The sequence below is a fragment of the Paenibacillus sp. HW567 genome (assembly GCF_000374185.1).
Lineage (GTDB): Bacteria > Bacillota > Bacilli > Paenibacillales > Paenibacillaceae > Paenibacillus_AQ.
In genome coordinates this window covers 6,225,363-6,239,132 of sequence record NZ_KB910518.1, presented here as the reverse complement: position 1 = coordinate 6,239,132, position 13,770 = coordinate 6,225,363, and the positions used below count along the sequence as shown (strand labels likewise).

At 52.3% G+C, this 13,770-nt stretch carries 12 protein-coding genes; 1 reads left to right on the top strand and 11 read right to left on the bottom strand.

Annotated elements, in window-relative coordinates; genetic code table 11:
• The first annotated feature begins 154 nt into the window (after window positions 1–154).
• Window positions 155–361, top strand: a complete 207-nt coding sequence (locus B212_RS0127815; RefSeq protein ID WP_019914577.1) for a hypothetical protein — start codon at window positions 155–157, stop codon at window positions 359–361.
• Here B212_RS0127815 and B212_RS0127810 read toward each other — a convergent pair.
• The 11 genes from B212_RS0127810 to B212_RS0127760 form a co-directional block, all read right to left on the bottom strand.
• Entirely contained in the window at window positions 330–1,136 is an 807-nt protein-coding gene (locus tag B212_RS0127810; RefSeq protein WP_019914575.1) for an MBL fold metallo-hydrolase, read from the bottom strand. The genes B212_RS0127815 and B212_RS0127810 overlap by 32 nt on opposite strands.
• A gap of 16 nt (window positions 1,137–1,152) precedes the next feature.
• The gene (gene yycI, locus B212_RS0127805) at window positions 1,153–1,899 is read right to left on the bottom strand and encodes a two-component system regulatory protein YycI (protein ID WP_019914574.1); all 747 of its coding nucleotides are present in this window, start codon (window positions 1,897–1,899) and stop codon (window positions 1,153–1,155) included.
• A gap of 19 nt (window positions 1,900–1,918) precedes the next feature.
• Window positions 1,919–3,211, bottom strand: a complete 1,293-nt coding sequence (locus B212_RS0127800) for a YycH family regulatory protein (protein WP_019914573.1) — start codon at window positions 3,209–3,211, stop codon at window positions 1,919–1,921.
• Complete coding sequence (gene walK / locus B212_RS0127795) at window positions 3,208–5,040, bottom strand: cell wall metabolism sensor histidine kinase WalK (RefSeq protein ID WP_019914572.1); 1,833 nt, start codon at window positions 5,038–5,040, stop codon at window positions 3,208–3,210. The genes B212_RS0127800 and walK overlap by 4 nt, the downstream gene beginning before the upstream one ends.
• Window positions 5,040–5,771: a response regulator YycF gene (yycF, locus tag B212_RS0127790; RefSeq protein WP_019914571.1), complete on the bottom strand. Its 732-nt coding sequence runs from the start codon at window positions 5,769–5,771 to the stop codon at window positions 5,040–5,042. The genes walK and yycF overlap by 1 nt, the downstream gene beginning before the upstream one ends.
• A 100-nt stretch (window positions 5,772–5,871) precedes the next feature.
• Complete coding sequence (locus B212_RS0127785; protein ID WP_019914570.1) at window positions 5,872–7,407, bottom strand: M23 family metallopeptidase; 1,536 nt, start codon at window positions 7,405–7,407, stop codon at window positions 5,872–5,874.
• A 298-nt stretch (window positions 7,408–7,705) separates the two neighbouring features.
• On the bottom strand, window positions 7,706–8,284 hold the full coding sequence (locus B212_RS0127780) for a hypothetical protein (RefSeq protein WP_019914568.1): 579 nt from the start codon (window positions 8,282–8,284) through the stop codon (window positions 7,706–7,708).
• Window positions 8,285–8,448: 164 nt separating this feature from the next.
• Complete coding sequence (locus tag B212_RS0127775) at window positions 8,449–9,735, bottom strand: adenylosuccinate synthase (protein WP_019914567.1); 1,287 nt, start codon at window positions 9,733–9,735, stop codon at window positions 8,449–8,451.
• Between the two features lie 214 nt (window positions 9,736–9,949).
• The gene (gene dnaB, locus B212_RS0127770) at window positions 9,950–11,311 is read right to left on the bottom strand and encodes a replicative DNA helicase (protein ID WP_019914566.1); all 1,362 of its coding nucleotides are present in this window, start codon (window positions 11,309–11,311) and stop codon (window positions 9,950–9,952) included.
• A gap of 1 nt (window position 11,312) precedes the next feature.
• Complete coding sequence (gene rplI, locus B212_RS0127765; RefSeq protein ID WP_019914565.1) at window positions 11,313–11,759, bottom strand: 50S ribosomal protein L9; 447 nt, start codon at window positions 11,757–11,759, stop codon at window positions 11,313–11,315.
• Window positions 11,756–13,762: a DHH family phosphoesterase gene (locus tag B212_RS0127760; protein ID WP_019914564.1), complete on the bottom strand. Its 2,007-nt coding sequence runs from the start codon at window positions 13,760–13,762 to the stop codon at window positions 11,756–11,758. Before B212_RS0127760 ends, rplI begins: the two co-directional genes overlap by 4 nt.
• Window positions 13,763–13,770: the final 8 nt, after the last annotated feature.

The following is a 13,770-nucleotide window of genomic DNA, read 5'->3' as shown; positions in this document are numbered from 1 at the left end:
TACAATAGTAGAAACAGCTACTCCGGTCTTGCACCTGATTTGTTCTATACAATTGTATCACAGGCAGCAGCCGTTCCGTATTTTTTCTACAGTAAATTTCATGTAAATTTATTACAGTTAAAGCGTATACTTAGTATTGAAGGAGGAAGACAGAATGGAATCTTTTGGGACAAGCAAGGACCTCGTACAATTCATCGGCAAGCTGGGTGATCTCAAGGATGAGCATTATCATTTGGTTCTGGTTCAAAGTGCGATGATTGAGCTGCTGATTGATAAAGGACTCTTCTCACGCCAAGAGCTGGAGCATACAATCGCCGAAATGGACCGGCTTATGACTGACTCACCTTATCCCATGGCGTAGGGCGGTCATAATAGGTATCACATAGTCTGAATTCACTGTCTTTGAAAAAGCAGCCCCGGTCTTCCATCGCCCCGCGCACCGACATCCTTGCCAGATCAATCATGTTATGATCCCGGCTCAAGTGAGCCAGATAAGTGCGTTTGGTCCGCCCTGTCAGAATCTCGCTCAGCGCCGCCCCCGCCGCCTCATTGGACAAGTGGCCCAGATCGCCCAGAATTCGCCGCTTGGTGTTCCACGGATAACGTCCCATTCTCAGCATTTCAATATCATGATTGGCTTCCAGCACAAGGACATCGGCATCCGAAATCGCCGTCCGCACCTTATCGCTGACATATCCAAGATCCGTCGCTACACAAAGCTTCTCCTTGCCGTCATAAAAATTGTAGCCCACCGGTTCAGCCGCATCATGCGAAATTGCAAACGACTCTACCCGCAGACTGCCGAAATCCCTGTGCTGCCCAGTCTCCAGAATGATGCGTTTATGTTCGGCAATGTTGCCGATTCCCTTCTCTATCGCCCCCCAAGTATTGGTGTTGGCGTAGATCGGAAGATCGTATTTGCGCGCCATGGCCCCGAGTCCCTTAATATGATCAGAATGCTCGTGCGTTACCAGAATTCCATCAATATCCTGGCCCGTCAGCTCGCGCATGGCCAGCAGCTCATCAATCCGTTTGGCACTTAGACCGGCGTCGATCATCAGCGTGGTTTCCCCGTTCCGCACCACCGTTACGTTACCGGTAGAGCCGCTCGACAGCACCGTAAATGATATTCCCATCTCTCTCCTGCTCCTTCTACTTCTGCTCTGTTGTCTTGGGACTAATTATGTCCGCACTAATGGCATCCACATAATAGGCGTTGCCATTCTCCAGCATAAACCGCCACATGGGCGACGCTACCTGGCTTTCGGAATTGAACAACTCGCCGTAGTAGCCAAGCTCAATCTCTTTGACCACTGAATTCGCCGGTAAATATTTCTCAATCAGGCTGCTCAGCGCCTGGGAAGCCGGAAGCACCTTCTGCGCTTTGTCTTCGCTGCTGGCTTCAATCTCAATCTTCGGCCAGCGGTACGCCACGATTTTCTGGTCGCTGTTAATCAGCTCCAGCCTGACTCTGAACAGCGAATATTTCTTATCGACCAGTGGATGGAGCACGAACTTGCCGACCTCACTTTCCTGTGAATCGAAGCGGTAGTTGGCAATATCCGTGATCTGGCCCTGCAGCGCACTACTCAGCTCCGTGAACGAGGAATAGATCAGCTTGCTGTCCACCGGCTCCTTCAACTGAACCGGAGGATCATTCTGCTCATCGCCGGAGTAATGGTACGTAATATTGGGAAGCTGGGGTGTGGCTGCCGGGATTGGGCACAGCACCCGGATCGCCTTGTCCTCCATCACGGCCTGTGTTTCCTGGGACAAGGAGGTGAAATCCAGATTGGCACTGGCCTGATCGCGCAGATCAATCCAGAGCTGATAACACAGCAGCAGGTTCAGCACCAAAAAGGCGTAAATCATTACATTCTTCGCTCTTCCCCAGTCCATACCTTCCCCTCCGTCACTTCTAGTTCAACGAAAGCACAGTGCCGTCTTCTAATGTAACCCGCCATACCGGGCGAAGCTGCAACGATTCTCTCTTCACAACAGGCACATAAGCCGGAGTCAAATCCTTTACCGCCGAAACCTGGCTGATTTGTGCCAGTTGATTACGCAGCCTGTCTCCTACCGGCAGATCGACAATTCGCTTAACCGCCTTAGCCTCTTGCACATACATCAGGGAGCGCTCGTAGGAGGATACCGTCCCCTGCTGCAGCTCCAGGTTAATGATTCCATACTTCAGCCGGGGCTGGCTAATGATCGGATAAGAACCATAAGGCGAGTCGCCGTAGAACTGTTGAAAAGAAACCTTGCGTTCCTGCCGCCCCTCCTCCGTCGCCTCCAGCCGGTATGTTCCATTCCAGCCGCCATGCTGGTTGACGAAATCAACAGCCTCCAGGGCGTCCTTCGCCGGCGTGCTCTCCCCGGCTGGAAGGGCCGCCGGATCGCTGTAGCTCATCCAGTTCTGCTCCTGATCCACCTGAAGACTGCGTTTGCTGTCCGTATAAATCTCCGTTCCGTTTTTCTCTGGGATATATCTGGTGCTTCCTGCATCGAAGAAGAGATTGCTCTGCATTTGCTGGATAGTATACATGCCGGAAGGCATCTCTGCCTCAACCATGGATACCTTCCCCTCCGGCACATAATAATCGCCGTTTACGGCCGTATATTTAGGAAGATTGTTTCCGAAGTCCACATGCTGCTGCACGTCCTGAACCGTGAGGTCAGCTTTGGCTGCTTCATATACGATATCGCCCCGGGTGCTGAAGAAGATGGCATGCGCTTTGGAATCATTTTTTACATTGTAAATCCAAATCCGGTCGATGCTCTCCCCTTCAAACAGCGAGTCGGGAGACAACTGCATTACCCGCTGCAGCAGGGTTACCGGGATGCCTGCCCCGTAGGACAGCTCAATCCCCGGGTTCTCATTACGGATTTTATCCCAATCGAAATCCTGTACAGAGCGCCGCTGAAAGCTCTCAAAGCTGCGTCCTTTCAAGCGGTTCAGAATAAGATTATAGAACGTGGTGCTTGGATAAAAAAGCGTATGCTTGCTCTCTCCCATATGAATGATCATTTTATCGGGATAGAGCAAATTCTCTACCTTTTCTTCCGGCCCCATGTTATCCGTCTTCACATACAGATTCTCCGACATAACCGCCGAGTCGCTGCCCGGCAGCCGGTAGATCAGGTAATAGCTCTCTACAAGACTTCCGAAGACAAGCAGCGCCAGAATCCATGATTTCACCTTTTCCTTCATGACTCACTCCCCCTTTGCTCCTTCAGAGGCAGTGTGAAGGTTACGAGCGAACCTTCATTAAGCTCAGATTGCAGGGAAATAGAGCCGCCATGCGCTTTCACAATTTCCCGGGCAATGGACAGCCCCAGGCCGGTTCCACCCATATTCCGCGAGCGTGCCTTATCCACTCTGTAAAACCGTTCAAAAATACGCTCAATATCCTTTTTCGGTATTCCAATCCCGGAATCCCTTACGGAAATAGCCAGCATTCCTTCTTCATTCTTCCAAGCCTCAAGCTGGATTGTTCCGCCCTCTGGCGTATATTTCAGCGCATTGGAGACCAGGTTGCCCAGCACTTGATCAATCTGGTCACGGTCAAGCCAGGCGCTCTCAACCTCCTTGCGCACTCTTGTGCTGATATGAATCCGCTTCTGGCGAATCTGAAAAGAGAAGCGGTCAGCGACATCCTCCAGCATCTCGGAGATATCGGTTTGTTGAATGCGCAGGCTGGATTCCTTCGAATCAAGCCGCGAAAGGTGCAGCAGATCCGTGACAAGGCGGATCATCCGCTCGGTTTCATTGCGGATAACTCCAACGAACCGCACAGCTAGCTGCGGATCATCCAGTGCGCCGTCATCCAGCGCTTCGACATAGCTTTTGATGGTCGTAAGCGGCGTCCGCAGCTCATGCGATACATTGGCTACGAACTCGCGGCGGGACTCCTCCAGATTCTCCTGCTCGGTCACATCCTGCAGCACAGCAATCGTGCCCGCGATTCCCCGGCCTTCCCGGCGGTGAATCGGCGTAAAGGTGACGCGCACAATATTGGAGCTGCCGCCCCCCACGGGCGAGAGATGAAGCATGGCCGACTGGGCATTGCCCTGGGCAAGCGACCCCGACTGCTCATGGTCCAGGCCCAGCAGCTCGTCCAGGGGAGCGCCCTCAGGAAGCGGACCTTCGGAGCCCAGCATATGCGCTGCGCGGGTATTCATCAGAATGACCACGCCGCTCTCATCTGTAGCCACTACACCATCGCTCATATTCGCCAGAATGGAAGCCAGCTTCTCCTTCTCCTCCTCATTCTGTGACAGGGCTTCGCGGAGTCTTCCCGTCATATAATTGAACGCCTGACTCAACTGGCCGATTTCATCGTTGCCGAATACAGGCATCTTCCGGTTAAAACGCCCTTCCGCAACCGCTGTGGCATGACGGGTCATTTCTTTGATCGGATGCGTGATCGTATGAGCAAGAATAACACCCAGAACGGCCGTCAGCGCCAGAGCAAGCAGTATTCCCGAGAGGAATACGCTGTTAATCCGGCTCATAGTGGCGTATAAATCCTTCATGTCGGCGGCAATATAGATTGCGCCTACGACCTTGTCACCGGAGAGCACCGGCTTGGCGACTACCTTCTTTCGCACATTGTCGTCGGCAATAATATATTCTTCATTGTCGCTAATCCCCTGCAGTGCGCGGCTGACCACAGTCTGCGTGTTGCGCTGGCCGACATAATCATTCTGCGAAGGGACAGAGGTGGTGATGATTTTACCGCTTGCATCCAGAACCTGAATTTCAGCACCGCTGATATAGAGATTGTTAACCATGCCCCGCAGACTCTCTACAGCGGTTTCTTCATCTGCCGTTCCCGCCTGGCTGCCAAGCTTGTCGGCCGTCAGGATCGAGAGCATTTCTGCGCGCGCCTTCAGATCCTTGGTGAAATTATCGGTCAGTGAATTCTTCATCGAGCTGACAAAATACACACCGATCAACTGCATGGCGATCAGAATCAGCAACACATAGATAATAATTAGCCTCGCCTGTATCGTCCGGAAAAAGGACAGTCCCTTCATCACAACCCTCCGTTTTTGGGGCTATGCATCAAATAACCGAGTCCGCGCCGGGTAAAAATATATTCCGGTTTGCTAGGGTTCTCCTCAATTTTTTCTCTTAGACGGCGGATGGTTACATCAACGGTCCGCACATCACCGAAATACTCGAAGCCCCATACGGCCTGCAGCAAATGCTCCCGGGTCATCACCTTGCCGGCGTGACGGATCATATAATAGAGCAGCTCATATTCCCGGTGGGTCAGGTCAAGCGGCTCGCCTTCTTTGTAGACCATATACATATCCGTATCCACAAAAAGACCGAAGTGCTGCACGCCTTGCTTGCTCTCCAGCGGTTCACTCTGCGTTTCGGAGGGCATTGGCTTGTGCTGGCGGCGCATCTGCGCTTTGACTCTGGCCAGCAGCTCGCGCGTACTGAAAGGCTTGGTCACATAATCATCCGCTCCAAGCTCCAGACCCAGCACCTTGTCGATTTCCCCGTCTTTGGCTGTAAGCATAATGATCGGAATATCGAGATGTGCGGACCGCACCTCACGGCACACATCCATGCCGTCCTTGCCGGGCAGCATCAGGTCAAGCAGCATCAGATCGGGCCGTTTGGACAATGCCAGCTCTACTGCGCTGTTGCCGTCAAAGGCACAGATCACCTCATAGCCCTCTTTTTCCAAATTGAATTTCAATATATCAGCAATAGGCTGTTCATCGTCTACTACCAGAATCGTTCCCATCTGCATAGGCTCAGCTTCACCTTTCTACCCTTACTTATCATTGATTCTTTTATTTTAACATAAAAACCGCCCGAATTTATTCGGACGGCCGAACCTATCATATAGATTATTGCAAAAACCTCATTGGATTGATTGCTGTCCCGTTCTTGCGGATTTCAAAATGCAGATGGGTGCCGGTCGAACGTCCGGTGCTGCCCATAATCCCAATTTTGGAGCCTTGCCCAAGCCTTTGCCCCACAGAAACAGAGATTTTGCTTAAATGCCCGTAATACGTAATATATCCGTTATGATGATCCACTATAACTACGTTGCCGTATCCGTTCTGAACGCCGGCAAAGCTGACAGTTCCGGCATCGGCCGCTTTGATCGTGCGGTTGCCGGATACCAGGTCCACGCCCTTATGTACGCGTCCCCACCGTTCGCCATAGCTGCTGGAAATCGACGCGCCAACCACCGGCCAGGCGAACATCCCTGTTGCTTCCAGGGCAACCTTGGTTTCCGGCACCTTCGTCCCTTCTCCGATCACCTTGGTTCCCCGGTACACCACTTCCGGCAGTGAAGCCTGCACTACCGTCTGTCCCAGCCATTCCTCCTTGACGACCAGACCGTTCTCCTTGGTTAAGCGGTACTGCATCGTTTTGAGGCCGGTCTGCCCAGGACGGACCACCTTTCTCTTGCCGGCAGGGAGCAGATCGCTGGTCCGTACAACAACTTCCGGCTCCGTAACAACCTTCTCTGCAACCTGCTCTACAGTTACTACGGTGAGGTCAGGCTGTGGCACGGTTAATTGCAGCGTGTCCCCAATTTGCAGAGTCAATTCTTCGACCGACGGATTGTTGCGGAAAATTTCAGCTTGAGTCGTACCATACAGCTTGGCGATGCCGGAAACGGTATCACCTTCCTGCACCGTGTATAGCAGGGGCGCCTCTTTGCCTTCGGTCAGTGTCTTGACAGCTTCTTCTACACTCAGCACTTTGTTCGGGTCAGCCTTTACCGGAGCAATGGATACTTTCTCGCGGATCGCAGCCGATTCTACTTTGTCTGCGCCTGCAGCCGAGGTTTTTGCAGAGCTTAAAGCTGCCGTTTTCTTGAGCTGGGCTCCTGTGGAAGCCTGGGCCTCCGGAAGATAATGCTCCTTAACACCCTTCAGCACCGCAGCCGCCGTCTCCTGATCCTTGACGATTCCAAGCACCTTGCCGCCCACGGTCAATTGCACGCCTACCGCATAAGCCTTGAGCATGCCGTCCAGCTTGTCCAGTGTTGCGCCGCTGTCAATCTCCGGCTTATACGCCTTCTCCGGTTCTGTAGTGATACCGTCTGTCTGCAGCACCATCACCGAGTCAGGATATTTGAGCTGGTATTCCTTCCGTTTCGTTTCGAACAGTTGATCCAGCTCGCCCTCCTGGCTGATCTTTCCGATCTCCGAGCCTTTCACCAAAACCTTGTAGTAAGTCACTGTGTTCGCCGCTACGTGCCTCTTCTCCGCTCCGACCGCGAAGGCCCCAAGCAGTATTAGACCGGCAGAAGCTGCAATCCATGAGCGCCGGATTCTCCGAGGTCTGCTTTCTGCACTGAATTGTGCTGAACGTTCCTCTTGGTTCCGCATATTCCCCAACCGGCGCATGAACTTAAATCCCTTCATGTAACTCTCCCTTTCAGTCCGCCCGTTCATTCCTCCTGGAGCGATCAAGCTATTAATATACTGCCCCTTGTATATATTCTGCTGCATCTATTTTTCTGTTGCGTTAGTATGAATAATCATGCTGTTACAATCCGGAAAAAGGTTACAAAAAATTAACCCCTTTTAGTCCTTTTTTACTGTACCATAGCCGGAAGAAGGATTTCAACTTTCTCCACACGGCAAAACCCGCGCAAATGGCGGGTTTTATCCAAAAATATGATCGTTCAAAGGCTTTGTTGTGTCTGAAAAATGACAATTTTTAATTTTTCGGTGAATCTGTTGCACTAGGTGTAAGCATTTTCATTAAGGTCTTATATTCATCCGGGTCTACGTATTTGGCAATAACCTGCTGCAATTCCTGCACTTCGCTCTCTGTTAATCCATCCTCCATAATCTTGGAGATTTTTTGCATTTCATCCGGCGGCAGCTTGGTCATCAGAATATTGAATATATTGGTTTTGTCATCGGTTGGCAGTTTGTCCTTCATATCCCGCATCGCTTCCGGGGTCATTACCAATTGCTGATCGGCAGCGCTCCCGCCCTGTTCCCCGGTGCTCGAAGTTTGCCCCATCACAGGCAGTGCATTATCAGGCACCTTCTCCTCCGCAGGCTGCTCACCGCTTTTGCTGTCCTTCTTGCTGGTGCTGCCTTTATCCATCCCTATAAGACTCTTCACGAATCCGCCAATTCCCGGCTCCGGGCCGTTGAGCTTAATATCAAAGCTTGCCAGCGCAGACTGAATATACGTATTTACAACAAATGCTGTAGTCAGAATGGAAAGTCCGCTGGCCAGAACAACAATCAGGCAGACGGCAAGTGCCCGTTTTACTAATTTCATCTCTATCTCTCCCTTGCGCTATGTTCATATCCGAACTCTCAGGAGTCAGGTCTTTATACCTTCCTTCCATCCAGTATTGACTAGAACCCTGCCAGGGAAACGTGTAAATATGGAAAAAAAAGGAGCCTCGAATGAGGCCCCTTATGCGGACTTAACTATTCAGCTTAAATATAAATTGGCAGTACCTGATTGGTTTGCTCCCGGTTGCGGCCCACAGAGAAGATCGAAATCGGAATACCGGTAAGCTCCGATACCCGTTCCACATATTTGCGGGTATTCGCAGGAAGATCATCCAGCGTTTTGGCCGATGTAATATCCTCGCTCCAGCCTGGAAGCTCTTCGTAGACAGCTTCACATTCCGCCAGCATTTTCAGGCTTGCCGGATAGTGGGTAATCACCTCACCGCGGTATTTGTAGCCTGTGCAAATCTTCACGGTTTCCAGTCCAGAAAGCACGTCCAGCGAGTTAAGCGACAGACCGGTGATGCCGCTGACACGGCGGGCATGACGCACCACCACACTGTCAAACCAGCCTACACGGCGGGCGCGTCCGGTTACTGTGCCGTACTCATGGCCGGTTTCACGGATATAGTCGCCGATAGAATCATTCAGTTCGGTAGGGAACGGGCCATCGCCAACACGGGTAGTGTAAGACTTGGCAACTCCGATAACCTGCTTAATCTTGGACGGACCTACACCGGAACCGATGCAGACCCCCCCGGCCGACGGATTCGATGAAGTAACGAACGGATAAGTACCTTGGTCAATATCCAGCATGACGCCTTGCGCGCCTTCGAACAATACCTTGGAATCGGCATCAATCGCATCGTTCAGCACGACCGAAGTATCGGTAACATAACCCCGAAGAATTTCCGCATATTCCAAATATTTAGTCAGCACCTCTTCTACATCCAGCGCTTCCGCTCCGTAGACCTGAGTGATAACCTGGTTTTTCTCTTCCATTAAGTGGCGCAGGCGAAGCTCAAATTCCTCTGCGTCCATCAGATCGGCGATACGGATACCGTTGCGGGCAGCCTTATCCATATAAGCCGGGCCGATCCCCTTGCGGGTAGTGCCGATCTTGTTCGGACCCTTGCGGTCCTCTTCCAGAGCATCCAGAACCATATGATAAGGCATAATGACATGGGCGCGATCACTGATCACCAGATTTTTGGTATCAAAGCCGTTCTCATGAATATAATTAATTTCTTGGATTAGGGCTTCCGGATTGATAACCATTCCGTTGCCAATTACGCAAGTCTTCTCTTTATAAAATACACCTGATGGAATCAAGCTCAGCTTGAACTTCTTTCCGTCAATCAGAATCGTGTGACCGGCATTGTTTCCTCCTTGGTACCGAGCGACCACATCTGCACTTTCTGCCAGAAAGTCTGTGATCTTCCCTTTGCCTTCGTCTCCCCATTGTGTTCCCACGACGACTACCGTTGACATGTTCATTCCTCCGTAGGTGCCTCGCTTAGCACCATTATTTTTCATAATATGGGCCCAGTACGTATTTCTTATGTACGCAGCCCTGCGGGCGCCAAAGCGGTTTAACCCGCTAAAGCACAATAATCAGTGTAACAGCGGTACTTTTTAAAGTCAAACAAAAACGAACGATCTCACGAGAAAATGTGTGATCGTTCGGATATCGTGCGAAAACCGCCTAACCTGCAAAGGGTTCGTTGTGAGCACGCTCGTAGTTGACGAACTTGTTGAAATTTTTCAGAAACACAAGCTCTACGGTACCAACGGGACCATTACGCTGTTTGGCGATAATAATCTCAATAATATTTTTCTTCTCGGTCTCCTGGTTGTAGTAATCGTCACGGTACAGGAAAGCAACAATGTCGGCATCCTGCTCGATAGAGCCGGATTCACGAAGGTCACTCATCATCGGACGTTTATCCTGGCGCTGCTCCACACCCCGGCTAAGCTGCGAGAGGGCGATGACAGGAACATCCAGCTCACGGGCGATCTGCTTCAAGGTACGGGATATCTCCGATACCTCCTGCTGGCGGTTCTCGCCGCCTTTGCCGCGCCCCTGAATGAGCTGCAAATAGTCGATGACGATCATGCCGAGGCCTTTTTCCTTTTTCAGTCTGCGGCATTTGGCACGAATATCTGTGACCGTAATCCCCGGAGTATCATCAATATAAATCTCCGCCTCTGACAAAGACTGAATCCCCATCGTCAGCTTCGACCAATCATCATCACTTTTGAAATCACCGGTACGCATAATGTTGGCATCCAGATTGGCTTCGGCACAAATCATACGCTGAACCAGTTGGGGTGCAGACATTTCCAGACTGAAGATGGCTACGGTCTCTTTGGCGCGTACAGCCACGTTCTGCGCGATGTTCAGCGCAAAAGCCGTTTTCCCTACGGAAGGACGGGCCGCGACAATGATCAAGTCATTGCGTTGGAAGCCGTTGGTCATATGGTCGAGATCAACGAAGCCGGTGGGAATCCCCGAAGTGCCGCCTTTATTCTGATGAAGCATCTCCACACGGTCGAACACCTGCATGAGCACATCGCGGATGGCAATGAATCCGCTGCCGCTGCGGCGGTTGGATATCTCCAGAATCCGCCGTTCAGCATCGCTCAGCATATCGGCTACATCTTCCCCGCCTGTATAACCTTCGCTGACAATCTGCGTCGCTGTGCGGATCAGCCGCCGCAGCATCGCCTTCTCTTCAATAATTTGTGCATAATAGTCTACGTTGGCCGCAGTGGGAACCGCATGCGCCAGCTTTGCCAGATAGCTGACTCCGCCGATATCCTCAAGCTGTCCCTTGTCCTGCAGTCTGGACGTCAGTGTAACCAGGTCAATCGGCTGGCTCTCTTCTCCGAGCTGCACCATCGCTTCAAATATCATCTGATGCGGTTTATCGTAGAAGTCTTCGGTATTCACCCGCTCCATCGCGGTAATAAGCGCTTCATCCTGCAGCAGCACAGCGCCGATTACAGCCTGCTCTGCCTCCAGGTTCTGCGGGGGAATCCGATCGAAAAAGAGATCTCCACCCATGCTACTCCTCCGTTACCTGAACCGTGAGGTTAGCCTTTACTTCAGTATGCAGCTTAACCGCTACCTGGAAGGTACCCACATGACGAATCGAATCACTCAGCTCAATTTTGCGCTTATCAATCGAAATGCCATGAGTCGCTGCGAGTGTTTCACCGATCTGTTTGCTTGTAATGGCGCCGAACAGGCGGCCGCCCTCTCCGGCTTTGGCCTTCAGAGTCAGGGTCAGCTCGTCCAGCTTCTTGCCAAGCTCCACCGCTTCCTCTTTCTCTTGATCCTTGCGGCGCTGCTCAGCAGCCGCCTGATTCTCCAGCGTCTTTACGTTGCCATCAGTAGCCGGGCGAACCAAACCGCGCGGCAACAGGAAGTTAGTTGCGTAACCTTCCGATACCTCTTTGACTTGCCCCTTCTTGCCTTGACCCTTGACATCTTTTATAAAAATGACCTTCATTCGAACAGCCCCTCTTTCGCTTCGATTTCAGCCAGCACCGCAAGCAGCCTGGCTTCTGCTTCCTTACTTGTTCCTTCAAGCTGCACCGCAGCGTTGGATAAATGTCCGCCGCCGCCCAGCTTCTCCATGACCACCTGCACGTTCATCCGCCCGAGTGACCGGGCACTGATGCCAATGAGGCCGTCAGGCCGCTCGCTGATGACGAATGAAGCTACCACATTCGTCATTCCCAGCAGTGTATCCGCCGTCTGGGCAATCAGCAACTGCGGAATCTTCATTCCCGGCGCCGTCACAACCAGCGCTATGTGGTCATACACCATCCGCGCATGCTTGATGATTTCCGCTTTGGAAATATACTCCTGGAGGTCCTCCTTCAGCATGCGCTGAATCAGGATTGTATCCGCACCGATCCGCCGCAGAAATCCAGCCGCCTCAAAGGTGCGCGATCCCGTATGCAGTGCAAAGTGTTTGGTGTCCACCGTAATTCCGGCGAGCAGCATTGTGGCTTCGAGCGGACTCAGCTTGATCTTCTCATGGATATACTGCAGCAGCTCCGTGACCAGCTCGCAGGTGGAGGAAGCGTATGGCTCCAGATAGACCAGTACGGCATCATTAATGAATTCCTCGCCCCGGCGGTGGTGGTCAACCACCACAATCCGGCTGGCATACTGCACCAGGCGCGGCTCCATCGTCATGGACGCCTTGTGTGTATCCACAACGATCAGCAGCGTATGCTCCGTCATAACCTGCAGCGCCTGCTCCGTGGAGATGAAGGACCGGTTCAGCTCTTCATCCCGGCGGATCTGCTCCATCATGCGGGTAATGGAGGGATTCGGCGTCTCCATTACAATGTTTGCTTCCACGTTGTACATCTGAGCCGCCTTTAAGAGACCAATTGCCGCCCCTACGGCGTCAATATCCGGTGCCCGGTGACCCATAATCAGCACCCGGTCGCTCTCTTGCATAAGATCACGCAGCGCATGGGCGATGACCCTGGCCCGCACTCTGGTGCGCTTCTCTGCGGCGTTGCTCTTGCCGCCATAGAAGGACAGGCGCTGGCCTGCCTTCACGGCCGCCTGATCCCCGCCCCGGCCGAGCGCCATATCCAGACTGGACTGTGCCAGCGCTCCAAGCTCACTGGCTGATTCCGTGCCGTAAGCCAGTCCGATGCTCAGCGTCATCGGCACCTTGAGGTCAGCAGTCATTTCCCGGACCTCATCCAGAATTACGAACCGGCTCTCTTCCAGCGCCTGCAGGCTGCGGTGATTGAGCAGCATGAGGTAACGCTCTGAAGATAAGCGCCGCAGATAGACCTCAAACTGCTTGCTCCATTCCGTAATCTCACTGGCCACCTTGGCGATCAAAGATGTGCGCTGCTGATCATCCATGCCCTGGGCAGCTTCATCCAGATTATCCATCATCACAATGCCGATGGCGAGCTTTTCTTCCTCATAACGTTCACGCAGCACCACAAGCTCGGTTATATCGTATAGATACAGCAGCCGCTCGCTGGGAATAACCACCGCCTGATAATACCGGTCGTCCACTGTGATTTCCTGCCGGACATCCTTCAGCGCACTGTCCTTGGCAGCTTCCCGCTTCACCGGAACATTTCCCGTTAACACAGGCATGAGGTCAGGAAGCAGGTTCTGTATTTCTTCTCCCACCAGGGATTTGCGGGTAAAAATATCTCCGGCATTGCGGTTATTCCATTCCACCGTCCGGTCCTCGCTGTACAGGATAATACCGAGCGGAAGCATACTGACCGCTTCACCCTCTACACGCTTAATCCGGAATGAAAGCCCGTTTATATATTCCACCAGATTACGGCGGAACGCCAGCTCTGCCTGCAGCATCGAGAAGCACAGAGTGCCGGCCAGAAACAGACAGGCGACACCAATAACCCAGTTATAGACACTGACTGCTATAATCAGGAGCAGCATCAGCATGAACGCCCAGACGGTATGATAGCCGTGCCAGCGTCGTTGCAGAAATTTTGGCATGAGCCCTC

Bases quoted from the DNA above. Each gene is read 5' to 3' on its own strand.
- walK (WP_019914572.1), bottom strand. From the start codon at position 5,040: ATGAAGGGACTGTCCTTTTTCCGGACGATACAGGCGAGGCTAATTATT.
- yycF (WP_019914571.1), bottom strand. From the start codon at position 5,771: ATGCAGATGGGAACGATTCTGGTAGTAGACGATGAACAGCCTATTGCT.
- B212_RS0127810 (WP_019914575.1), bottom strand. From the start codon at position 1,136: ATGGGAATATCATTTACGGTGCTGTCGAGCGGCTCTACCGGTAACGTA.
- rplI (WP_019914565.1), bottom strand. From the start codon at position 11,759: ATGAAGGTCATTTTTATAAAAGATGTCAAGGGTCAAGGCAAGAAGGGG.
- yycI (WP_019914574.1), bottom strand. From the start codon at position 1,899: ATGGACTGGGGAAGAGCGAAGAATGTAATGATTTACGCCTTTTTGGTG.
- B212_RS0127775 (WP_019914567.1), bottom strand. From the start codon at position 9,735: ATGTCAACGGTAGTCGTCGTGGGAACACAATGGGGAGACGAAGGCAAA.
- B212_RS0127785 (WP_019914570.1), bottom strand. From the start codon at position 7,407: ATGAAGGGATTTAAGTTCATGCGCCGGTTGGGGAATATGCGGAACCAA.
- B212_RS0127815 (WP_019914577.1), top strand. From the start codon at position 155: ATGGAATCTTTTGGGACAAGCAAGGACCTCGTACAATTCATCGGCAAG.
- B212_RS0127800 (WP_019914573.1), bottom strand. From the start codon at position 3,211: ATGAAGGAAAAGGTGAAATCATGGATTCTGGCGCTGCTTGTCTTCGGA.
- dnaB (WP_019914566.1), bottom strand. From the start codon at position 11,311: ATGGGTGGAGATCTCTTTTTCGATCGGATTCCCCCGCAGAACCTGGAG.
- B212_RS0127780 (WP_019914568.1), bottom strand. From the start codon at position 8,284: ATGAAATTAGTAAAACGGGCACTTGCCGTCTGCCTGATTGTTGTTCTG.
- B212_RS0127760 (WP_019914564.1), bottom strand. From the start codon at position 13,762: ATGCCAAAATTTCTGCAACGACGCTGGCACGGCTATCATACCGTCTGG.